The following is a 22,167-nucleotide window of genomic DNA, read 5'->3' as shown; positions in this document are numbered from 1 at the left end:
GAGGTGCCGGTCACCCGGCCGCCGTGGAGGTGCCGGGGCCCTTCGTGGCGGTACCGGTCAGGCGGCCTCGGCGGACCGACCGGTCACTTGGCCTTCTTGGAGAAGTAGTCGAACATGTGCGCCGCGACGTCCTCCAGGTACGGGCCGGCCTCGTAGGTGTTGGCGCCGTTGCCGATCGAGGTGTCGCTGACCAGGGCCGGCTTGCCGTCCTTGGTGGCGTACCAGCCGCCGCCGCTGCTGCCGCCGGTCATGTTGCAGCCGATCACCAGCATCGCCGGGCGGCTCGGGTCACCGGTCTTGGCGGCGGGCTTGCCGCCGTCGCAGTGCTCCAGCTCGACACCGTCGAACGGCTTGCCCTCCGGGAAGCCGTAGTTGGCGACGGAGGCCAGCTGGTCGCGCGGGGCGTTGAACCACAGCGGCACCGAGCCGCCGACGGTCTCCTCCAGCGACTTGCCCTTCGGGTCCGGGTTGGCGACCTTGATGATGCCGAAGTCGTACTGGCTCCACGGGCCGCCGCGCTCCGGATCGGCCTCGGCCGTCCACTGCGGCGAGACCATGCCGGAGGTCGCGCCCCACTCGCCGTAGGGCTCCGCGTCCTCCAGCTTGGACTTCTGCTTGTTGCCGTTGCTCAGCACGCCGTTGCTGTTGAAGGCCGGGGCGAAGGTGATGTCCGTGTAGTACTTGTTGCCCTTGCCGCCGTGCAGGCAGTGGCTCGCGGTCCACACCAGGTTGCTCTTGCCCGGGTTGGCCGGGTCGGAGACGACGGTGCCGGAGCAGACGTAGTCCTCGTTGCCGTCCTTGAAGAAGATCTTGCCGTTGACGTGCATGTTCTTCGGGAACGGGTGGGCCACGGGCTTCGCCGGGACCACGGCGGGCGGCTGGTCCGGCGCGGTCGGCGGCTGGGCGGCGGTGGGCTGGGCCGGGGCCGCACCGGTCGGTGCCGCGGTGGGCTGGGCCGGTGCCTGGGTCGGAGCCTGCGTCTGGCCCTGGCCCGGGGCCTGCGGCAGCGGCTTCGGCTTGGCGTTCAGCAGCTTCTGCAGCGTCCAGTAGCCCTTGGTCGCCGGGGTGACGACGTTGGCCTGGGCCCACTTGTCCCAGTCCTCGAGCTTCCAGGTCTTCAGCTCTTCGAGCGTCGGAAGCTTGATCGGGGCCGCGCCCGGCTTGCCGGAGGCGCTCGCCGCGACGGTGGGAGCCGTGGTTCCGGCGCCGACCGGATCGGCGTTGTCCGGCCCGCAGCCGGTGGCGACCACCATGGTCAGCGCGGCGACGGAGGCGCCCAGGACGGCACGGCTCGGCCGGGATATCGATGACATGAGTTCAAATCCCCCAGTTGACTACCGCCATGCGGCCCGCTCCCAGGGGTGCGCCCCCGGAGGTCGCAGGCATGGCAGGTGAGGAGTCTGCCATGCGGATAAGGAAGTCCTTACATCCGCCCCCGGCTGGTACGGAGCTGTCACGGGATCGGCACCGGATCGGCACCTGGCCTCCGTCGCGGGACCGGAGCCGGGTGAGCCGGGACCGGAGCCGGGTGAGCCGGGACCGGAGCCGGGTGAGCCGGGACCGGAGCCGGGTGAGCCGGGACCGGAGCGGGCGGTCGACCGGCCGCCGGCGCGAGCGGCGCCGGGCGGGGTGCCGGAAATTCGGTTGCGGGCCCCCTCCGGATTTCCTAGCGTGGAGCTCGTCGTCAGCCAGACAAGGAGAAGGCCGTTGCTCTACTGAGGTCCCGGGACACCGCCCGCCGCGCAGGTCGGATTCATCGCCGCGCGGTGTGAGAGTGTGCGACCTCAGTCACGGCCCCGTGGCGCCTTGCTGCTTGCTGCGCCTCCCCTTCCATGCCGTACCGGTTCCGCACCCGCGGTGTCCTCCCGTGTTGCTCATCACCCCTTTCAGCAACCATCCGGGAGGCCCTACATGGCACAACCCACCACTGCCGTCCTGTGCACCGACCTCAGCTTCGAGTGGCCCGACGGCAAACCCGTCCTCGACGGCTTCGACCTCGCCGTCGGCCCCGGCCGCACCGGACTGATCGGGCTCAACGGCGCCGGCAAGTCCACCCTGCTGCGGCTGATCGCCGGCGAGCTCACCCCGAGCGGTGGCACCGTCCGGATCGCGGGCGAACTCGGCTACCTGCCCCAGGGCCTGACGCTCGACACCGGTCTGCGGGTCGACGACGCGCTGGGCATCCGGGCCACCCGGGAGGCCCTGCACGCCATCGAGTCCGGCGACACCGACCAGCGGCACTTCGACGCCGTCGGCGACGACTGGGACGTCGAGGAGCGCGCCCGCGCCACCCTCGACCGGCTCGGCCTGCACCGGCTCGGCCTCGACCGCACCACCGGAGAACTCTCCGGCGGTGAGGCGGTGCTGCTGCGGCTCGCCGCCCTGCTGCTGCGCCGGCCGGACGTCCTGCTGCTCGACGAGCCGACCAACAACCTCGACCGGGCCGCCCGCGAGCGGCTCTACGACGCGGTGGCCGGCTGGTCCGGCGTCATGGTGATCGTCAGCCATGACCGCGAACTGCTCGAGCACGTCGACCAGATCGCCGACCTGCGGGACGGCGAGGTGACGTGGTTCGGCGGCAACTTCACCGAGTACGAGCGCACCCTCGCCGCCCAGCAGGAGACGGCCGAGCGGCTGCTGCGCAACGCCGAGGCCGACGTCCAGCGCCAGAAACGGGACCTGGTCGAGGCCCGCTCCAAGCTGGAGCGCAGCGCCGCCTACGGCAAGAAGCGCTCGGTCACCCGCAACGACCCGCACATCTTCGCCGGAATGCTCAAGCGCAAGGGCCAGGAGACGGCGGGCCGGGTGGCCGGCATGCACACCGAGCGGCTGGAGGAGGCCAGGCAGCGGCTCGCCGTCGCCGAGGAGGCCGTGCGCGACGACGCGGAGATCCGGATCGACCTGCCGCGCACCGCCGTGCCGGCCGGGCGCACCGTGCTCACCCTGCAGAAGGTCCGGCTGTCCTGCGGTGCCACCGCCGACCTCGACCTGCGCGGCCCCGAGCGGATCGCCCTCGTCGGCCGCAACGGCTCCGGCAAGAGCACCCTGCTGCGCACCATCGCGGGTGAACTCTTCCCGGTGGAGGGCCAGATCACCGCGCCGGTGTCGTTGCGCCACCTGCCGCAGCGGCTCGACCTGCTGGACGACGAGCTGACCGTCGCGGAGAACGTCAAGCTGTTCGCCCCCGCGGCCGGGGACAACGCGGTCCGTGCCCGGCTGGCCCGCTTCCTGTTCCGCGGCGCCCGGGCCGACCAGCCGGCCGGCACCCTGTCCGGCGGCGAGCGGTTCCGGGCGACACTGGCCGCCCTGCTGCTGGCCGACCCGCCACCGCAGCTGCTGCTGCTGGACGAGCCGACCAACAACCTGGACCTCGCCAGCGTCCGCCAGCTCACCCAGGCGCTGGCCGCCTACCAGGGCGCGCTGATCGTGGTCAGCCACGACCTGCCGTTCCTGCGCGGCCTCGGGCTGACGAGGTGGCTGGAGCTGGACGGCGAGCTGAGGGCGGTGGACCCGATGTGACGGGGGAGCGGGTCGCGAGGCCCGGGAGCGGGCGCCGGGGCGGGAGCGGCGGTACCGGCCGCCGCGTCCTCACCGGGGCCGCTCCCCGCTGCCCGGGCAGCCCTGGCTGCCCCGGCCGCTCCGCGCGTCCTCGGCGAGCACCCGGCGGGCCGTGCTCAGGGCCGAGTCCCTGAGCCCGGCCAGCTCGTCGGGGGTGAACACGGCAGTGCGGACGTCCGGCGGGATGCCCGCACCGTCGAAGGTGCCGCCGTTGCGGGTGAGGTACTTCTCGTTCGGCAGGACGACCAGCAGATCTGGTGAGACGGGCTTGAGCAGCACGTCGGAGAAGACGCCCTGGGTGTCCTCGCCGATCCTGGTCACGAGCGGGCAGCGCCCCATCAGGGCCTGGGTGAAGGTCTCCGCCGCGCTGGCCGAGATCGAGGAGGTGAGCACCGCGACCGGTCCGGTGAAGGGCGGGGAGGCCGAGGGCCGTACCGGGATCGGCTCGGGGCGGGTGAACTTCGTCGGGTCGGCCGGGTCGTCGCGCGCCGTCTTCCGGTAGGCGAGGTACGGGCGGTCGGTGAGCCGGGCGGCGATGTGCAGCCCGAGCGCGTCGGAACCGCCGCCGTTCAGCCGTACGTCGACGACCAGGCCGCGGAGGCGGCCGGGCCCGGCCGACAGGGCGTCCAACGCCCGGTCCAGTTCGGCGGCCTGGCTGCGGTAGTCGCCGTCGGTGTAGGCGTCGAAGCTGCTCACCCGCAGGTAGCCGAGGCCGTCCGGGAGTCGGCCCACGCCGAGCTTCCCGTCGGCGAAGAGCTGCTCCGGGCCGGTGAGTTGGGCGGCGGATGCCTGACGGGCCCGCTCGGTCAGCTCCTTGGTGCGCTGCGTCGTGCCGGGCCGCCGGCCGCCGAACACCGGCCGCAGCTGCCCGTCGACCGACCGGAGCAGCCCGGTGTGCGCGTCGCCCAGCGGCCGGAGCATGTCGGTGAAGACGTCCTGAAGCTGTTCCACCGTCGTCGCCGGGGTGATCCTGCGCCGCTGCTCGTCCCGGACGGCGTGCCAGTCGATGCCCTTGGCCGCGAAGAAGGGGTAGTTCTCCTCGAACGTCTCCCAGAACCGGTCGAAGGCGGCGAGCGGGTCGTTCGGCGCCGGGCGGGTGCACAACGGCGGCAGGGCGTCGAGCCGCACGAGCGTCTTGGTGCCGACGTCGCCCTCCTCCCGCTCGAGCGCGCGGTTCGGGCCGCGCGGCGTGAGCGTCAGTGCGTCGGTGCCCTGGACGTAGCGGGTGGTGCCGTCCGGCTCGGGCGGGCCGGCCTGCGTCGCGGTGAACCATCCGGGCACGCAGCTGTGGGCGGTGATGTCGTAGGTGGTCAGCCGGCCCCCGGCGACGGTCATCACCGTGCCGTAGCCGTCCGTCCGCCACACCCCTTCCGGCGCCGTGGCCGCGGTCGTGGTGGCCGCGGTCACCGGTCCGACCGTGGCGACCGCCGTCGCCGCGCCGACCGTGGTGGCCACCGCGACCGTCGCCGCCAGGGCCAGCGCCGCGGCCGCCGACCTGCCGGCCCCTGGGCGCGTCGTCCTCCTGGGCTCGTACGTCATTCCCGGCCTCCGCCGAATCCCCGGTCTCCCCCGCGGAACCCCTCCGCCACCGCGCCCTCGACGCTACGCCCGGCTGCGCCGGTCGGGTGCCGTCCGACGCGCCGTACCCGCGTCCTCAGCCGCGCCCGCTTCCCCTCCCCCCTGTGTCCTCTCCGGCCCGCCGCCGGACGGGCGGGCGGCCCCGGGAACGACCGCCGGCGGGGGCCGCCGGCCGGCGGGGGCCATCGGACGACGGGGGGAAACGCGTCGGTGGCTCCTCCAACTCCGGTGCGCTGCAGTACCATCGGCTACATGCCTGCGCTCAACATCGAGTACACGGAGCACGAGCTCGCCGCGATCCGCGAGGCCGCCGCCGCGGACGGCAAGACGGTGAAGGCGTACGTCCACGACCTGAGCGTGCGGGAGCAGCAGCGCCGGGTCTTCGTGAACCACGCGGTGGCGTTCTGGAAGGCGCACCGGGCGGAGTTCGACGCCGCGTTCCCGGAGGACGCGCCCGCCGCGTGAGGGCCGGGGCGGGCGCGGGAGGCCGGGGCGTGGTGGAGATCGGGCCGCCGTGAGGGGCGAGGGCGTGACGCTGCTGCACGTCGACCTGCGCTGGTTGCTCGACGTGCAGGAGTCGGCCTCTCCGGAGGACCTCAGCGTGCGGGACTACTCCGCCCTGCAGGCCGCGGTGGCCCGTCACCGGGTGAACACCGCCCAACTCGGCCACGACGCCGATCCCGCCTGGTGCGCGGCCACCCTGATGCACACCATCGTGCTGCTGCGTCCGCTCCCGGTGCGCAACAACCTGTTCGCCTGCATGACGACGGCCGCGTACATGCACGCGGCCGGAGAGGGCATCGACGCTCCGTACGGAGCGCTGGTCGAGCTGGCCCGGGACATCGCCGAGGGCCGGGCGGACGTGTACGAGGCGGCCGACCGGGTCCGCGCCTGGCGGATCTGAGGACCCGCCCGGAATAAGGGCCGACCGCCGCCCACCCCGTGCCCGCCGGTCAGGCGCCGGCGTCGTGCGCGCCCGCGTCGTCCAGCCGTGTCAGGCGCGCGTGGGCCGGAGTTTGGCCGCGACCAGGGTGCCCAGCCGGTCGAGCCCGACGACGAGCGCGGCGAGCACGACGAACTCGACGGTCAGCTGGGCGATCTGGCCCCAGACGTACCCGTAGCCCTCGGTGGTCGGGTCGAAGAAGAAGTACGGGTACGGCGTCGGGAAGTCGGCGAACAGCGCGTTGCGGGCGAGCACGATCGCCGCGTAGCCGAGCGGGAAGGCCAGCCAGAGCGGGATGTCCCGCCAGGCCGCCGCGTTGCGCGGCTTGAGCAGCAGCCAGTCGGCGAGCACCGCCACCGGCGTCACGTAGTGCAGGAAGAAGGACGACCAGTGCGCCAGCCGGTCCGGGCCGCCGACCAGGCCGGGCAGCGGGCTGGCGCCGTGCTGGAGCAGGATGTGCGAGACCAGCCCGGTGATCAGGATGTACAGCGTCGCGGCGCCGCGCAGCCGGGGCGCGGGCGCGTCCACGGTGTCCCGCTTGATCATCCAGTACACCGCGCCGATGAAGTAGCCGAGCACGATGACGTTGCTCTGCACGGTGAAGTACACCAGCGACGACGTCCCGAGGGACAGGCCGAGGGCCGCCGAGAGCACGATGCCCATGCGCCACCACAGCGCGGGGCGGGTCCGGACTGTCATGGGGGCCACCAGTTCGTTCTCGGGCGGTACGGGAGGAATCGGACGCCGGGCGGGCGCCGGGGGACGGCACGGGGCGAAGGGGAACAGCGGGGGAGTGAAGGGGACGGCGGGGGAGGACCGCACTCTACTCGCCGGTACCGGCCGGAGGGAACCTGCGTTCGATCCGGCGGCCTCAGCCGGGCAGCACGAAGCCCGACTCGTACGCCGCGATCACCGCCTGGGTGCGGTCCCGGGCCCCCAGCTTCGCCAGCACGCTGCCCACGTGCGTCTTCACCGTCTCCTGGCTCACCACGAGCTGCCGGGCGATCTCGCCGTTGTTCAGCCCGGTGGCCATCAGCCGCAGCACCTGCCCCTCCCGCTCGGTCAGCCGGCCGATCGGCCCCTGGTCCGCGGGGGTCTCCCGGCGGTCGTCCGCGCCGTGCCGCAGGGCGAGTCGGCGCACGGCCGCCGGGAAGAGCAGCGAGTCCCCGCGCGCGACCAGCCGTACGGCCTGGACCATCTCCTCCGCCCGCGCCCGCTTCAGCAGGAACCCGGCCGCGCCCGCGCGCAGCGCGTCGTACACGTGGTCGTCGTGCTCGAAGGTGGTGACCACCAGGATCCTCGGCGGCTCGGCCATCCCGCCGACCAACTGCTCGGTGGCCCGGATCCCGTTGATGCCGGGCATCCGCACGTCCATCAGGACCACGTCCGGGCGCAGCTCGCGCACCAGCGGGATGACCTCGGCGCCGTCGGAGGCCTCGCCGACCACGGTGAGGTCCGGCTCGGCGTCGATCACCGCCCGCAGGCCCATCCGGACCAGCCGCTCGTCGTCGGCGATCACCACGCGGATGTCGCCGTGCCCGGTGCCCTCGTTCACCCCGGTGCTCTCGTTCACTCCGGTGCCCTCGTTCACGATGTCCCTCCCACCGGCAGCCAGACGGCCAGCCGCCACGTCGTTCCGTCCTCGCTCGGCCCTGCCGCGCTCCCGCCGCGCAGGGCCGCGGCGCGTTCCCCGATTCCGCGCAGCCCGCGTCCGCCGCCGGGGCGGCTGGGGCGGGCGGCGCCGAGCGGGTTGGTCAGTTCGATCTCCAGCCGGGCGGTGCCGAGGGCGACCCGCAGTCCGGCCGGGGCGGGCCCGGCGTGCCGCAGCACATTGGTCAGGCCCTCCTGCACGATCCGGTACGCCTCGCGCGAGACCTCGGCGGGCAGCGCGGCCAGGCCCGGGTCCAGCTCGGCGTCCACCGTGACGCCGGTGCGGGCGAGTTGGCGCAGCAGGTCGTCCAGTTCGGCGAGTGTCGGCCGGGCCGGTTCGGCGGCGGCCTCCTCCTCGCGCAGCAGCCCGAGCACGGTGTCCAGTTCGGCGACGGCCCCGCGTGCGGCCTCCTCGATCGCCCGCAGGGCCTCGGCGGCGAAGTCCGGGTCGGTGCGCAGCACCCGGGCGGCCGCCGAGGCCTGGATCCCGACCGCGCTGAGCGCGTGTCCGACCGAGTCGTGCAGTTCGCGGGCCAGCCGGTTGCGCTGGGCCAGCACGGCGGCCCGCCGCTCGGCGGCAGCGAGCCGCTCCTCGGGGGTCGGCCCGAGCAGGACGGGCGCCCAGCGGGCGAGCAGCGCGCCGCAGGCGGCGTTGGTGCCGACGATCAGCAGCAGCACGGCCAGGCCCAGCGCGGGGCCGGCGAGCACCCAGCCGGGGAAGCGGTCCGCCCAGTGCCGGGTGAGGTCGTCGGACCTGCGCAGGCTCGTCATCAGCACCACCGAGAACGGCACCCCGGCGAGCGTCATCCCGGCGACCACGCCGCCGCAGAACAGGTGCAGCACGAACCAGGTCGCGGCGCGCCACCGCGCCCCCCAGGACCGGCCCGGTCCGGCGGCCAGCTCCTCCGGCCGCGCCACCATGCACAGCGCCCGCGCGGCCGCGCCTTCCAGCGCCCGGACGGTCGGCACCAGCGCGGTGACGGCGGCCATCGGCAGCGAGACCAACAGCGCGAGCAGTTGCAGCAGTACTTGTTCCGCGTGGCCCTGGCCGGGGTCGAGCGCCCCGAGCAGCACCACCGACAGGAGCCAGTACGGCATCAGCAGCGCGCCGCCCAGCACCAGGTGCACCCAGCGCAGCCGGGCCCGTCGCCCGAACAGCGCCTCCATCACCGGCCGCCGCCGGCCGCCCCCCGTGTCCACCCGAGTGACTCTACGTCAGGGGGTGTGCTGCGTCGGAACCGTCGCGCCGCCCGGTCGGGTCCGGGCGCGGCGCCCGCCGCGTTCCGGTCCGCTGCGGGCCCACCGCGTCCTCGTCGTTGCTCATGCGCCCAGCTTCGCCCCGGCTCCCGGGCCGCCGCCTCCGCCCGGCGTCGGATCCCGTTCCCCCCTGCGGGGGATCCCGCCGTCCCTGCCGGGGATCCCGCTTCTGCGGCGGGGATCCCGCTTCCGCGGCGGGGATCCCGCTCGCCCCGGCGGGGGTCCGGGCCCCGGCTCAGGCCATCCGGTGGATCAGCCGTTCCTCCTGGTCGACCCGTCCGTCGGGGTCCGGCACCAGTCCGAGCCGTTCCGCGAGCCGCCGCGAGGGCAGGTTGTCCGGCCGGATGAGCGCGACCACCGGGACTTCGGGGATCCGCGGCAGCGCCTCCGCGATCGCCGCCCGTGCCGCCTCCGCCGCGTACCCCTTGCCCCAGGCGGACGGCCGGAACCGGTAGTAGAGGTTCAACGCCCACTCCCCGTCCAGCTCGAACAGGTGCAGCCCGGCGAACCCGATGATCACCTCCGGGTCCTCCCGCGTCGACACGGCGCAGTACCCGACCCCGTCCCGGACCCAGTCGGCCGTGAACCCGTTCAGCTGCTCCTGCGCCTGCCCGATGTCCCGCTGCGGCCCGTGCGGGTTGTACCGGTTCGTCTCCGGATCCCCGTGGACGGCGAACATCGCGGCCGCGTCCCCCTGCTGCGGCCTCGTCAGGATCAGCCGCTCGGACACGGCGACGACGGTGCGGGCGGCTGCGGTCCGCTCGGCGATGGGCATGGCACGTCCTCCGGGTGGCGAACACCGGCCGATGTAATAGGTACTTGGCAGGTTAGACAATGACAGCAGCCGGTCGCACTCCTTTTTCCCGGCGTCGGACGCTCGCGATCCACCGGGCCCGCGGGCGGCGGAAGTGGCGGCGAAAGCGGCGGCGGAGGAGGTCTTGTTACCGGTCGGTCGCTTCCCTATCATCCCGAGTGTTACAGCTTTACTGTCAAACCCTGAAGGGGTCTGCGGCCAGTGCGTGACACAGGCAGTCCAGCGGGCGGTGCCCGTGGTCCGGGACCGTTGGCGGGCGTGCGGGTGGTGGAACTCGCCGGGATCGGGCCCGGGCCGTTCGCGGCGATGCTGCTGGGCGACCTCGGGGCGGACGTGGTGCGGGTGGACCGGCCGGAGCCCTCACCCCTGGGCACGGATCCGGCGTACGACCTGACCAACCGGAACAAGCGGTCGGTGCTGATCGACCTCAAGGCGCCCGACGGCCCCCGGCGCGTCCTGGACCTGGTGGAGCGGGCGGACCTGCTGATCGAGGGCTACCGGCCGGGGGTCGCCGAGCGGCTCGGGGTGGGGCCGGAGGCGTGCCTGGAGCGCAACCCGGCCCTGGTGTACGGGCGGATGACCGGCTGGGGGCAGGACGGCCCCCGGGCCGCGACCGCCGGGCACGACCTCGGGTACGCGGCGGTGGCCGGGGTACTCGGGATGGTCGCGGCGCCGGGCGGGGCGACGGAGCGGGCTGCCGGCGGGGCCGTGCCGGCGGCGGAGGAGGCCGCGGACGGGCCGCCGGGGATCCCGGCGAACCTGCTCGGGGACTACGCCGGCGGCTCGCTGTACCTGGTGGTCGGCCTGCTCGCCGGGCTGCACCACGCCCGGGCCACCGGCACCGGGCAGGTGGTCGACGCCGCGATCGTGGACGGCGCGGCGCACCTGAGCAGCATGCTGTGGGGCCTGCTCGCGGCCGGACACTGGCAGGACCGTCGGGGCGTCAACCTGCTGGACGGCGGCGCGCCGTTCTACGCGGTCTACCGGGCGGCCGACGGCGGACACCTCGCGGTCGGCGCGCTGGAGCCCCGGTTCTACGCCGAGTTCACCCGTCTGCTGGAACTGGGCCCGGACGCGCCCGGGCAGTACGAGCTCGCCCGCTGGCCCGAACTGCGCGCCCGGATCGCCGACCGCTTCGCCACCCGGACCAGGGCGGAGTGGGAGGCCGTCTTCGCCGGCTCCGACGCCTGCGTCGAACCGGTGCTGACGATGCGCCAGGCTGCCGCGGACGGGCACCTGGCGGCGCGCGGCACCTACGTCGAGGCGGACGGCGTCACCCAGCCCGCCCCGGCCCCGCGGTTCTCCGCGACCCCCGGCGCGCTGCGCCGGCCGCCGGCCCGCCCGGGCGCGGACACCGCCGAGGTGGCCCGCGACTGGGGCGTGCCGTCCCTCGACCCGCCGGCCATGACCACGTCGGCCCCCGACTCCGCCGCAGACCAAGGAGCGTAGCGTTGCAGCGCGAGATCTTCACCGAGCAGCACGAGGACTTCCGGGCCACCGTCAAGGCCTTCCTCGCCAAGGAGGTGCTGCCGCACTACGACCGCTGGGAGAAGGCCGGCATCGTCGACCGCTCCGCCTGGCTCGCGGCCGGGCGCCAGGGCCTGCTCGGCCCGGCCGTCCCCGAGGAGTACGGCGGTGGCGGCACCCCGGACTTCCGCTACGCCGCCGTGCTGGCCGAGGAATTCGCCCGGGCCGGCGCCTCCGGGCTGGCGATCGGCCTGCACAACGACATCATCGGCCCCTACCTCACCTCGCTCGGCACCGAGGAGCAGAAGCGCCGCTGGCTGCCCGGCTTCTGCACCGGCGAACTGATCACCGCGATCGCGATGACCGAGCCCGGCACCGGCTCCGACCTCCAGGGCATCCGCACCCACGCGGTCGACCGGGGCGACCACTACCTGCTCAACGGTGCCAAGACCTTCATCTCCAACGGCATTCTCGCCGACCTGGTGATCGTGGTCGCCCGCACCACCCCCGAGGGGGGTGCGCACGGCCTGAGCCTGCTGGTCGTCGAGCGCGGCACCCCCGGCTTCGAGCGCGGCCGCAACCTCGACAAGATCGGCCAGAAGGCCCAGGACACCGCGGAGCTGTTCTTCGAGGACGTCCGGGTGCCGAAGGAGAACCTGCTCGGCGAACTCAACGGCGGTTTCGTCCACCTGATGCAGAACCTCGCCCAGGAGCGGCTCACCATCGCCGCGGCGGCGATCGCCGGCGCCGAGCACCTGGTCGAGATCACCACCGAGTACGTCAAGCAGCGCGAGGCGTTCGGCCGTCCGCTGGCCAAGCTCCAGCACGTCCGCTTCGAGATCGCCGAACTGGCCACCGAGTGCGCGATCACCCGCACCTTCGTCGACCGCTGCATCACCGAGCACAACCGGTACGCGCTCACCCCGGCCGACGCCTCGATGGCCAAGTGGTGGGCCACCGAACTGCAGAAGCGCACCGCCGACCGCTGCCTCCAGCTCCACGGCGGCTACGGCTACATGAGCGAGTTCCCGGTCGCCCGGGCGTTCACCGACGGCCGCATCCAGACCATCTACGGCGGCACCACCGAGATCATGAAGGAGATCGTCGGCCGCTCCATCCTCGGCTGAGCACCGGCACCCCTCAGGAACCCCCAGCCCCGAAAGGCACTTCCATCGTGACCACCGAAGCGTACGTCTACGACGCGATCCGCACCCCGCGCGGCCGCGGCAAGGCCACCGGCTCGCTGCACGGCACCAAGCCGATCGACCTCGTCGTCGGACTCATCCACGAACTGCGCAGCCGCTACCCGGAGTTGGACCCGGCCGCGATCGACGACATCGTGCTCGGCGTGGTCAGCCCGATCGGCGACCAGGGCTCCGACATCGCCCGGATCGCCGCCATCGCGGCCGGCCTGCCCGACACCGTCGCCGGCGTCCAGGAGAACCGCTTCTGCGCCTCCGGCCTGGAAGCCGTCAACCTGGCCGCCGCCAAGGTCCGTTCGGGCTGGGAGGACCTGATCCTGGCCGGCGGCGTGGAGTCGATGTCCCGGGTCAGGATGGCCTCCGACGGCGGCGCCTGGTTCGCCGACCCGATGACCGCCTACGAGACGAACTTCGCACCCCAGGGCATCGGCGCCGACCTCATCGCCACCATCGAGGGCTTCTCCCGCACCGACGTGGACGCCTTCGCCGCCGAGTCCCAGGCCCGCGCCGCCAAGGCCCAGGCGGACGGCCTGTTCGACCGCTCGGTGGTGCCGGTGCGCGACCGCAACGGGCTGGTGGTACTGGAACGCGACGAGTTCATCCGCCCCGGCACCACCGTCGAGACCCTGGCCGGCCTCAAGCCCTCCTTCGCCCAGATCGGCGAGGCCGGCGGCTTCGACGCCGTCGCCCTGCAGAAGTACCACTGGGTGGAGGCCATCGACCACGTCCACCACGCGGGCAACTCCTCCGGCATCGTGGACGGCGCCGCGCTCGTCGCCATCGGCAACCGGGAGGTCGGCGAGCGGTACGGGCTGCGCCCGCGCGCCCGGATCGTCTCCGCCGCCGTCTCCGGCTCCGAACCCACCATCATGCTCACCGGTCCCGCGCCGGCCACCCGCAAGGCGCTCGCCAAGGCGGGCCTCACCGCCGCCGACATCGACCTGGTCGAGATCAACGAGGCCTTCGCGGCCGTCGCGCTCCGCTTCATCCGCGAACTCGGCTTCCGCCACGACCAGGTGAACGTCAACGGCGGCGCGATCGCCCTCGGCCACCCGCTCGGCGCCACCGGCGCGATGCTGCTCGGCACCGTGATCGACGAACTGGAGCGGCGCGACCTGCGCTACGGCCTGATCACCCTCTGCGTCGGCGGCGGCATGGGCATCGCCACCGTCGTCGAGCGCGTCTGACCACCCCGCCACCGCAGACCCGCAGACCAGCAGACCCGCAGACCCGCGAACCCGCAGACCGGCAGGATCTCGGACCTGCGGACCTGCGGACCTGCGGACCTGCGGACCGCAGACCGGTTGACCGGTAGACCTGGAGAACCTGATGAGCGACACCACCACCATCCGCTGGGAGCAGGACGGGGACGGCGTGGTCACCCTCGTCCTCGACGACCCCACCCAGTCCGTCAACACCATGAACGAGGCGTTCACCGCCGACCTCGAGACCGTCGTCGGGCGGTTGGCCGGGCTCGGGGACGCGCTGCGCGGCGTGGTGATCACCTCCGGCAAGAAGACCTTCTTCGCCGGAGGAGACCTGCGGACGCTCTCCGCGGCCCGCCCCGAGGACGCCGAGGCCGTCTTCGAGAAGTCCATGCGGATCAAGCGCTCGCTGCGCACCCTGGAGACCCTCGGCAAGCCCGTCGTCGCCGCCGTCAACGGCAGTGCGCTCGGCGGCGGCCTGGAGATCGCCCTCGCCTGCCACCACCGGATCGCGCTGGACACCCCGGCCAGCCGGATCGGCTTGCCCGAGGTCACCCTCGGCCTGCTGCCGGGCGGCGGCGGGGTGGTCCGCACGGTGCGGCTGTTCGGCATCACCGACGCCCTGCTCAAGTTCCTGCTGCAGGGCCGCCAGTACCGCCCGGCGCAGGCGCTGGAGCACGGTCTGGTGCACGAACTGGTCGACACCCCGGAGGAGTTGGCCGACCGCGCCAGGGCCTGGATCGAGGCCAACCCGACGGCCGTCCAGCCCTGGGACGCCAAGGGCTACAAGATCCCCGGCGGCACCCCGGCCACCCCCGCCTTCGCCGCCAACCTGCCCGCCTTCCCGGCCAACCTGCGCAAGCAGCTGAACGGCGCGCCCTACCCGGCCCCGCGCAACGTGCTGGCCGCCGCGGTGGAGAGCAGCCAGGTCGACGTCGACACCGCGATGGCGATCGAGGCCCGCTACTTCACCGAGCTGGCCTGCGGGCAGACCAGCAAGAACATGATCCAGGGCCTGTTCTTCGACATGCAGGCGGTCAACTCCGGTGCCGGCCGCCCCAAGGACGTCGAGAAGCGGCTCGTCCGCAAGGTCGCCGTCCTCGGCGCCGGCATGATGGGCGCCGGCATCGCCTACGCCTGCGCCAAGGCCGGCATCGAGGTCGTGCTCAAGGACGTGAGCCTGGAGGCCGCCGAGCGCGGAAAGGCCTACTCCGAGGGGCTGTTGAACAAGGCCGTCGCGCGCGGCCGCTCCACCGAGGCGAAGCGTGACGCCCTGCTCGCCCGGATCACCCCCACCGCCGAGGCCGCCGACCTGGCCGGCTGCGACGCCGTGATCGAGGCCGTCTTCGAGAACACCGAGCTCAAGCACAAGGTGTTCGAGGAGGTCGAGGGCGTCGTCGCCCCCGACGCGCTGCTCTGCTCCAACACCTCCACCCTGCCGATCGGCCTGCTCGCCGAGGGCGTCCGGCGCACCGCCGACTTCATCGGCCTGCACTTCTTCTCGCCGGTCGACAAGATGCGGCTGGTCGAGATCATCCGCGGCCCGCAGACCGGCGACGAGGCGCTCGCCCGCGCCTTCGACCTGGTCCGGCAGATCGACAAGACCCCGATCGTGGTCAACGACTCGCGCGGCTTCTTCACCTCGCGGGTGATCGGCCAGTTCCTCAACGAGGGCGTCGCCATGGTCGGCGAGGGCATCCACCCGGCCAGCATCGAGCAGGCCGCCGCCCAGGCCGGCTACCCCGCCAAGGTGCTCTCCCTGATGGACGAGCTGACCCTCACCCTGCCGCGCAAGATCCGCGACGAGTACCGGCGCTCGGTCGAGGCCGCCGGCGGCAGCTGGGAGCCCCACCCGGCGGACGCGGTGGTGGACCGGATGGTCGACGGGTTCGGCCGCCCCGGGCGCAGCGGCGGCGCGGGCTTCTACGAGTACGGCGAGGACGGCAGGCGCGGGCGGCTCTGGCCCGGGCTGCTGGAGCACTTCTCCCGCCCGGACGTCGACGTCACCGAGGTCCCGTTCGAGGACCTCAAGGAGCGGATGCTGTTCAGCGAGGCGCTGGACTCCGTGCGCTGCCTGGAGGAGGGCGTGCTGACCTCGGTCGCCGACGCCAACGTGGGCTCGATCCTCGGCATCGGCTTCCCGGCCTGGACGGGCGGTGTCTTCCAGTACATCAACGGCTACCCGGGCGGCCCGGCCGGCTTCACGGCCCGCGCCCGCGAGCTCGCCGCCGCGTACGGCGAGCGGTTCGCGCCGCCGGCGCTGCTGGAGCGGATCGCGGCGGAGGGGCGGACCTTCACCGACTGATCCGGCCGGCTCCTGGCTCAGGCGGAACCGGGTGGGGCCGTGGTGCACGCGGTGCACGCGGCCCCAGCCGGGTCGCCGGGGCGGCGGCCGCCGTGCTCCTCGCCCGGTCTCCCACCCGGCTGGTCGCCGGGTTTCCCGCCCGGCTGGTCGCCCGGTTTCCCGCCCGGCTGGTCGCCTGGCTCCCCATAGGGCTCCCCGCCTGGCTCCCCGCCGGGCTCCCCGTCCCGATCCTCCCGCAGCTCCTCGTCCAACTCCTCCCGCAGCGACCGCTGAAAGGCCGTGACCAGCGCCTGGGCCACCATCGGCTGGATGTGGTCGGTCAGTGCCTTCATCCGGGCCAGCTCCTCGGGAGCCGGCCCGCTCTCCCGGTACGGCTTCCACACCGTCTCCCGGAACAGCCGCTGCAACTCCCGGGCCGTTGCCCGGCTGTGCTCCAGCACCACCTCCCGGGCGGCCAGCAGGGTCTCCAGGGGGATCGGCACGTCCACGATCCGCACCCCGAGCGGCAGCAGACCGGGATCCACCCGGAACACCTCCGGATCCGCCGTCCGCTCCAGCGCCCCCATCGCGACCAGCCGTTCCACCTGGTCCTCGGACAGCCCCCGCCCGGCCCGCCGCTCCAGCTGCGCCCGGGTGGCCTCCTCCGGGGCCTCCGGCGTCCAGGACGCCACCAGCGCCCGGTGGATCGCCAGCTCAAGCGGCGTGCTGTGCTCCGGCAACCGCGCCAGGTACCGCTCGATCGCGGCCAGGGTCAGTCCCTGCCGCTGCAACTCCTCGATCAGGCCCAGCCGGTCCAGGTGCGCCGCCCCGTACAGCCCCACCCGCCGAGGCCCCAACTCGGGCGGCGGCAACAAGCCCTTCGTCCCGTAGAACCGGACCGTCCGCACCGTCACCCCGGCCCGCGCCGCCAACTCGTCCACCGTCAGCCGCACCTCCCCCGCCACGGCGCCCTGCTCCCCCATCGACTTCCTCCCGCGCTGGCACACTCCTGCTGTGACAGCAGCAGTGTGACAGTGGCCGCCCCGCCGGTCCACCGCGCGCCGGGGTGCTGTGGGTGCGCCGGCTCCGTCCTGAACGGGCGGCCACGATCGGGCCCGCCCCCTCCGGCCCGGCCCGGGCTCACTCGTTGCCTCGGGCCTTACCGATGGCCGGCCGTGGGCAAGGCCTCGGGGCAGGAACGGCCGACGCCCCTGCCTGCCACCGGGTACGGCGGGTGGCGGACAGGGGCGTCGGGGGAGGGCCGCCGGGAGGCCCGGGCGTTCCGGGGGTGCCGGTCAGACCAGCGCGGCGTGGTGCCGGCGGGTGACTTCGGGGTGGGCCCGGGTGTAGCCCTTCCATTCGTTCATGCCGAAGTCGGCGTACAGCGGGTTGGCCGGGTCCTCGGTGGCGCCGGGGGCGTGGTGGGCCAGGGGGAAGTCGAGCGGCTCGATGTGGGCGTCGAGCCGGGGGTTGTAGAAGAACGGCACGGAGAAGCGTTCGCGGGCACCGGGCGGGCTGACCACGCGGTGGCTGGTCGCCTTGAGATAGCCGTCCGTGGCGACTTCCAGGAGCTCACCGAGGTTGACCACGAAGGCGCCGTCGAGCGGGGGGACGTCGAGGAAGCTGCCGTCCTGGCGTTCGACCTGGAGGCCGCCGACGGTGTCCTGCAGCAGCAGGGTGATGAAGCCGTAGTCCTTGTGGGCGCCGACGCCCTGGCCGGCGCCGTCCGGAGCGGTGCCGGGGTAGCGGACCAGCTTGAGGCGCAGGTGGGGGTGGCCCGCGAAGGCCTCGTCGTAGAAGTCGGGGCGGGCGCCGATGGAGATGAGGAGTTCGTGCAGCAGGCGGCGGCCGACCTCGCCCAGGTGGTCGATCCAGCCGAGGGCGGCGGTGCGCAGCTCGGGGAGGGCGGCCGGCCACTGGTTGGGGCCCTCCAGCCACCAGTACGGGGGCTCGTCGGCGCCGGGTACGTGCGGCGGCAGCTCGGCGCCGATGTCGAGCTGGTCGCGCCAGTCCTGGCTGCCGCCGGTGCGCTCGTCACCGGTGCGGGTGTAGCCGCGGTAGTGCGGGGAGTTGAGGTTGCTCACGGCGAGCCGGTCGGCCTCGGGGAGGGCGAAGAAGGCGCGCATCGCGGTGGTGAGCGCGGTCGTCTCCTCCTGGGTGACGCCGTGGCCGACGAGCTGGAAGAAGCCGACGCCGGTGGCCGCGTCGCGCAGCTCGTCGTGCAGGCGTCGGCGGTCCTGCGGACTGCCGTCGGCGAGCGAGAGGTCGATCACCGGGAGGGCGTCGGCGAGCGCCTGGGTGGAGCCGGTTCCGGATATGGGCGTGTACTGCTGCGTCATGTGTGACATCCGCTGGGTCTCGTCCCGGACGGGTCCCGGTGGTCGACCGGGAGGTGGCCGGAGTCGCGCCTCGTGCGGCGGGGAGCTCCGGGAGCCGGGAGGTGGTGGCGGCCGTTCGGGGCCGCCGTTGAGGGTGGTGGCGCGAGGTTCAGCCGGAGCGTCGACAGGACATGGTCGTCACGCGGAGCAGGTCCACGTGGCGGCGGCGAACAAGGATGAGCACGCCACCAGCCTAGATGACCCCGTCCCCGCCGGGCGAGCCCCCCATGGCGGAGGGCCGCCCACCACTTGTCCGTGGCTGCTCAAGTCCGGGGTCGGTGTGGTGATGGCCTCTCCCGTCCGGAGGGTTGCCGACCGCGCCGACCCTGGTCATGGCCCGGGCCCGGGCGGCCGGGGCCCGGGCGGCCGGGGCCCGGGGCAACAGCACCTCGGGCCCCGCCCCGAGGCAACGGCACCTCGGGCCCCGCCCCCGGCCCCGCCGCCCGGGCTCAGGAGAGCCGTGCCGCCGCGTACGCCTCCATGGCGGCGCGCTGGTAGGCGGCCAGCCCCGGAGCGATGGCCTCGTACGCGGCGCTCCAGCTCTCGTTCTCCGTGCAGGAGCGGGCGATCGCGAGGTACTCCTCCACCGGGACGGTCCGGATCCCGTTCAGCAGCCGGTACTCCTCCTCGATCATGTGCTGCACGGGCTCGGAGTCGGCCGGGTGGCCGCTGGTCATCAGCTCCGCCAGGCGGACCATCCGCGCGGTCCGCTCGCGCTGCCCGGCCTCGATCTCGGCCGGGGTCATCGCGGCGGTCACCCGTCGGGTCGCCTCGGCGTGCTCGGGGAAGTCGCGCAGGCTGGCGTCGACGTCGGCGGGCTGGATGCCCTCGAAGAGGTTCTCGGGGCGGTTGATGCCGGTCATGGCTGTGCCGTCCTTCCGGGAGCGTTCCAGGTCGGCGATCGTGCGGGAGACGGTGGCGGCCAGGGAGTCGATCCGGTCGCGTTCGGTGAGCAGCCGGCGGTGGTGGCCCCGCAGGGCCTCCAGTTCGTCCACCTGGTCGCCGAGGATCCGGGCGATCTCGGTCAGCCCCACGCCCAGCGCCCGCAGCACGAGGATCTGCTGCAACTGCAGCAACTGCCGTTCCTCGTAGTAGCGGTGGCCGTTGGAGCCGATCCGGGCCGGCGGCAGCAGACCGATCTCGTCGTAGTGCCGCAGCGTCCGGGCGGTCACTCCGGACATCCGGGCGACTTCTGCGATGGGCCAGGCCATGGCCGACTCCTCTCCCACGTCGCGTGGACCGGGGCCGGTTCCTCCGGCCCCGGTCACGACGGTAGGAGCTGCCGCTGCGGCAGCTTCAAGTCCTCGACGCCGGAGTCACGCAGCCGCGAACCAGTCCAGCGACTGCCCGTGCGGCCCGGTGTACGCCACCGGCCGCTCGTCCAGCGCGAGCGCGAACAACCCGGACCGGGCCGGAGCCTGGTCGGGGAGGCGCTCCGCCACGGTCGGCAGCACGCTGAGCGCTTCGTTGGAGATCCAGTGCCCGGGCAGCCCGCGCACGGTCGTGGCGAACTCCGCCCGCGCCTCCGGCGACGCGTAGGCGAGCACCGCGCTGTGGAACACCACGGGCGTCGCCCCGGCCGGCACCTGCGCCACCAGGTCCCCTACGGTCGCGTTGAGGTCCCCGCGCACCAGCAGCGGCGGCTCGGTCCGGGCGATCCGGACGGCCCCGCGCAGCCGCTCCAGCCGGTGGGTCTGCTCCGGCCAGACCAGCGACTCCAGCCAGCGCACGTCCTCCTCGGCCCGGACGTCCAGCGGGTTGAGGTCGATCCCGGCCCGCCACACCACCCTGGGCAGCCGATCCCGCAAGGACTCCATCATCGGCACCGGCCCGTCCACCGTGCACTCCAGCGTCACCGGGCTGCCCTCGGCGCCGAACTCCGCGACCACACCGCCGGATCCGCCCCCGGGCACGTACCGGTAGCGGTACCGGTCCGGGTACAGGCACAGTCCGGCCGAGGCGCCCACCTCGATCAGCGCGAGCGGCTGCGGTAGCGAGGCCAGCAACGGCAGCAGGGTGGCGCAGCGACCCGCCTCGTTGGTCTGGGTGAGCCGCTCCCGCATCGTCGCCGAGACCTGCTCCCAATGCGCCGCCACCCAGTCGCGGAAGGCCGGCCAGCCCTCCGCCACCGGCCCGCCCAGGTGCCGCACCGCACCGAACAGGAGGTTCGGTTGCCGTTTCGCGGGCGGCAGTTCCGCCAGCAGCCCGAGCAACCCGGCGTCCCCCGCGACGCGTTCGGCCAGCTCCTGGTACACCGCCGAGTTGCCGCGCGCCTCCCGCTCGGCGAAGGCCAGGTAGCTGCTCCCCGTCGCGGCGCCGCTGGTACCCCGTACGTCCATGTCTCCCCCGTCCCCGGCCCCGGCCCTGTCGCCGTGCCCGGCCCTGTCCCGTCCCCGTCCCGGTCCCCGTCGGACGCGGCGCGGCCTCGGCCGCGCCCGGGACGGTGATCAGGCGGTCACGCCCGACATGATCACACGATCATGCGGTCACGACCAGGTGATCGGACCCTCACCCGCGCCGTGCCCCGCCCCGGCCCGCCCCGGTTCACCCCAGCAGGCCGCCCATGTGCCCGTCCTCGGCGAGCAGCCGCCACGAACGGCCCGGCGAGGCGAAGGCCTCCGGGTCGACGGCCTCCACCAGCCGGTCCACCACACTGCTCAGCAGGGACTGCGGGTCGAACACCGCCCAGACCTCCCGGATCCGGCCGTGCTCCCAGCGCTCCCACTCGGTGCGCAGCCGCTCGTACGTCCACAGGGCGTACAGCAGGGCGGACAGGTCGCGGTTCAGATAGGCCTCGGGCTGGCCGTCGTCGTACCAGTCCGGCAGTTCGAGCCGGCCGGTGGTGCCGTCCAGGGCGATCGTGAGGTCGGTCGGCCAGTCCCCGAGGGCGAGGTAGTCCCGCTGGTACGGCCGCTCCTCCTCGCCGTCGAAGTACTCGGGGTACGCCTCCGCCATGGTGACGAGCGGTTCCTCGCACCCTCCGAACACGGCGCCGCCCAGCGGCAGTCCGACCTCGGTCAGCAGCCGCCGGGTCGGCTCGTGTACCAGGGCGGCGGGCAACCCCTCCGGCCGGAACCGGTGCACCCGGCCCGCCCCGCCGTCCTCGTCCGTGAGCGCCGCGAGCTCGGCCACCAGCTCCGCGCCGATCTCGTACGCGGGGCCGTCCGGTCCACCCGGCAGCGCACCCCAGCCCAGCGCCCGCACCAGCAGTGCCGTCCCCCAGTGGGCGGGGGTGGCGCTCCTCCCGAACAGCCCGGGGTCGATGTCCCGCATCCGCCGCTCGGCGGCCGCCATCACCTCGGCCACCACCGCCGGTCCGCGCCGCCCGCCCAGGGCCTCGGGCCGCCGGGCGGCTTCGCCCACCGCGTCGACCTCCCGGACCAGGGCGGCCAGCGACGCCAGGTCGGAGGCCAGTGGATCGCGTCGCGGCCCGCCGTCGCCGAGGAGCACCTCACCGGTGGTCCCGTCCAGCAGCACCAGGTCGCCGACCGCGGCGAAGGGGGTGCAGTAGTCCGTCTCCCCGAGGACGAACAGTCGCTCCGACCCGCCGGGGAACGGCCTCAACGACCCGCCGCCGAGCGCTCCGAAGTCCAGGAACGCCCCGGCCGCCGGCAGCCCCTCCCGCATCAGGAACTCCCGGCTGCCCTCATGCAGCACCCCGCCGGGTACCTCGGTCACCCGTGCACATCCCACGTCCCCCACCCTCCACGGTTCTGCCCCCCTGACGCACCAGACCCTAGACGAGTAGTTCCGAAGTCGGTCAGTGGTCGTAGGCGATCAGTGAGCGGGTCACGGGCTGGTCTGTGGTCCGGTTGTGCCAGATCGCGCAGG

Annotated in this window: 17 protein-coding genes and 1 pseudogene; 7 read left to right on the top strand and 11 right to left on the bottom strand. The window is 73.8% G+C overall.

Annotation, left to right across the window (positions count from 1 at the left end):
* Positions 1-83: 83 nt before the first annotated feature.
* Positions 84-1,313, bottom strand: coding sequence for a hypothetical protein (locus ACGF07_RS30985; protein WP_350741989.1), 1,230 nt, complete (start codon positions 1,311-1,313; stop codon positions 84-86).
* 598 nt (positions 1,314-1,911) lie between these two features.
* Here ACGF07_RS30985 and ACGF07_RS30980 point away from each other — a divergent pair.
* Positions 1,912-3,519: an ABC-F family ATP-binding cassette domain-containing protein gene (locus ACGF07_RS30980; protein ID WP_392904115.1), complete on the top strand. Its 1,608-nt coding sequence runs from the start codon at positions 1,912-1,914 to the stop codon at positions 3,517-3,519.
* Between the two features lie 69 nt (positions 3,520-3,588).
* On the opposite strand, the gene ACGF07_RS30975 is transcribed toward ACGF07_RS30980, so the two are convergent.
* Positions 3,589-5,097 (bottom strand): S41 family peptidase, encoded by a 1,509-nt coding sequence (locus tag ACGF07_RS30975; protein WP_392904113.1) that lies wholly within the window; start codon positions 5,095-5,097, stop codon positions 3,589-3,591.
* 291 nt (positions 5,098-5,388) lie between these two features.
* Between ACGF07_RS30975 and ACGF07_RS30970 the strand changes: the two genes are divergently transcribed.
* Both ACGF07_RS30970 and ACGF07_RS30965 read left to right on the top strand, forming a co-directional pair.
* A complete protein-coding gene (locus ACGF07_RS30970; RefSeq protein WP_350741996.1) occupies positions 5,389-5,601 on the top strand; it encodes a hypothetical protein in 213 nt (70 codons plus the stop codon).
* Between the two features lie 64 nt (positions 5,602-5,665).
* Positions 5,666-6,040: a toxin Doc gene (locus ACGF07_RS30965; protein ID WP_392904111.1), complete on the top strand. Its 375-nt coding sequence runs from the start codon at positions 5,666-5,668 to the stop codon at positions 6,038-6,040.
* Positions 6,041-6,130: 90 nt separating this feature from the next.
* Here ACGF07_RS30965 and ACGF07_RS30960 read toward each other — a convergent pair whose 3' ends face one another.
* The 4 genes from ACGF07_RS30960 to ACGF07_RS30945 form a co-directional block, all read right to left on the bottom strand.
* Complete coding sequence (locus ACGF07_RS30960; RefSeq protein WP_392904108.1) at positions 6,131-6,778, bottom strand: Pr6Pr family membrane protein; 648 nt, start codon at positions 6,776-6,778, stop codon at positions 6,131-6,133.
* A 172-nt stretch (positions 6,779-6,950) separates the two neighbouring features.
* Positions 6,951-7,652, bottom strand: a complete 702-nt coding sequence (locus tag ACGF07_RS30955; protein WP_392904205.1) for a response regulator — start codon at positions 7,650-7,652, stop codon at positions 6,951-6,953.
* A 14-nt stretch (positions 7,653-7,666) separates the two neighbouring features.
* Positions 7,667-8,929 (bottom strand): histidine kinase, encoded by a 1,263-nt coding sequence (locus tag ACGF07_RS30950; RefSeq protein ID WP_350742002.1) that lies wholly within the window; start codon positions 8,927-8,929, stop codon positions 7,667-7,669.
* A 292-nt stretch (positions 8,930-9,221) separates the two neighbouring features.
* On the bottom strand, positions 9,222-9,761 hold the full coding sequence (locus tag ACGF07_RS30945; protein WP_392904105.1) for a GNAT family N-acetyltransferase: 540 nt from the start codon (positions 9,759-9,761) through the stop codon (positions 9,222-9,224).
* Positions 9,762-10,058: 297 nt separating this feature from the next.
* Here ACGF07_RS30945 and ACGF07_RS30940 point away from each other — a divergent pair, with 297 nt between their 5' ends.
* From ACGF07_RS30940 to ACGF07_RS30925, 4 genes are all read left to right on the top strand, one after another.
* The gene (locus ACGF07_RS30940; protein ID WP_392904102.1) at positions 10,059-11,249 is read left to right on the top strand and encodes a CaiB/BaiF CoA transferase family protein; all 1,191 of its coding nucleotides are present in this window, start codon (positions 10,059-10,061) and stop codon (positions 11,247-11,249) included.
* 2 nt (positions 11,250-11,251) lie between these two features.
* Positions 11,252-12,394 carry an acyl-CoA dehydrogenase family protein gene (locus ACGF07_RS30935; protein WP_392904100.1) on the top strand — a complete coding sequence of 381 codons (1,143 nt, stop codon included), beginning with the start codon at positions 11,252-11,254 and terminating at the stop codon, positions 12,392-12,394.
* 47 nt (positions 12,395-12,441) lie between these two features.
* Positions 12,442-13,656 (top strand): acetyl-CoA C-acetyltransferase, encoded by a 1,215-nt coding sequence (locus ACGF07_RS30930; RefSeq protein WP_350742011.1) that lies wholly within the window; start codon positions 12,442-12,444, stop codon positions 13,654-13,656.
* A 142-nt stretch (positions 13,657-13,798) separates the two neighbouring features.
* Entirely contained in the window at positions 13,799-15,979 is a 2,181-nt protein-coding gene (locus ACGF07_RS30925) for a 3-hydroxyacyl-CoA dehydrogenase NAD-binding domain-containing protein (RefSeq protein ID WP_392904097.1), read from the top strand.
* A 203-nt stretch (positions 15,980-16,182) separates the two neighbouring features.
* Here the strand turns inward: ACGF07_RS30925 and ACGF07_RS30920 are convergent.
* The 5 genes and pseudogenes from ACGF07_RS30920 to ACGF07_RS30900 form a co-directional block, all read right to left on the bottom strand.
* A pseudogene (locus ACGF07_RS30920) lies at positions 16,183-16,941 on the bottom strand (MerR family transcriptional regulator); the annotation flags it as partial.
* Positions 16,942-17,253: 312 nt separating this feature from the next.
* The gene (locus tag ACGF07_RS30915) at positions 17,254-18,297 is read right to left on the bottom strand and encodes an isopenicillin N synthase family dioxygenase (RefSeq protein WP_392904095.1); all 1,044 of its coding nucleotides are present in this window, start codon (positions 18,295-18,297) and stop codon (positions 17,254-17,256) included.
* 488 nt (positions 18,298-18,785) lie between these two features.
* A complete protein-coding gene (locus ACGF07_RS30910) occupies positions 18,786-19,547 on the bottom strand; it encodes a MerR family transcriptional regulator (RefSeq protein WP_392904093.1) in 762 nt (253 codons plus the stop codon).
* Positions 19,548-19,652: 105 nt separating this feature from the next.
* Positions 19,653-20,675: a DUF2332 domain-containing protein gene (locus tag ACGF07_RS30905; protein WP_392904091.1), complete on the bottom strand. Its 1,023-nt coding sequence runs from the start codon at positions 20,673-20,675 to the stop codon at positions 19,653-19,655.
* 205 nt (positions 20,676-20,880) lie between these two features.
* A complete protein-coding gene (locus ACGF07_RS30900) occupies positions 20,881-22,014 on the bottom strand; it encodes an SUKH-4 family immunity protein (RefSeq protein ID WP_392904088.1) in 1,134 nt (377 codons plus the stop codon).
* Positions 22,015-22,167: the final 153 nt, after the last annotated feature.

The organism is Kitasatospora sp. NPDC048194 (genome assembly GCF_043202455.1).
Lineage (GTDB): Bacteria > Actinomycetota > Actinomycetes > Streptomycetales > Streptomycetaceae > Kitasatospora.
The sequence above is the reverse complement of the archived record's forward strand: the minus strand, read 5'-3'. Positions and strand labels throughout refer to the sequence as shown.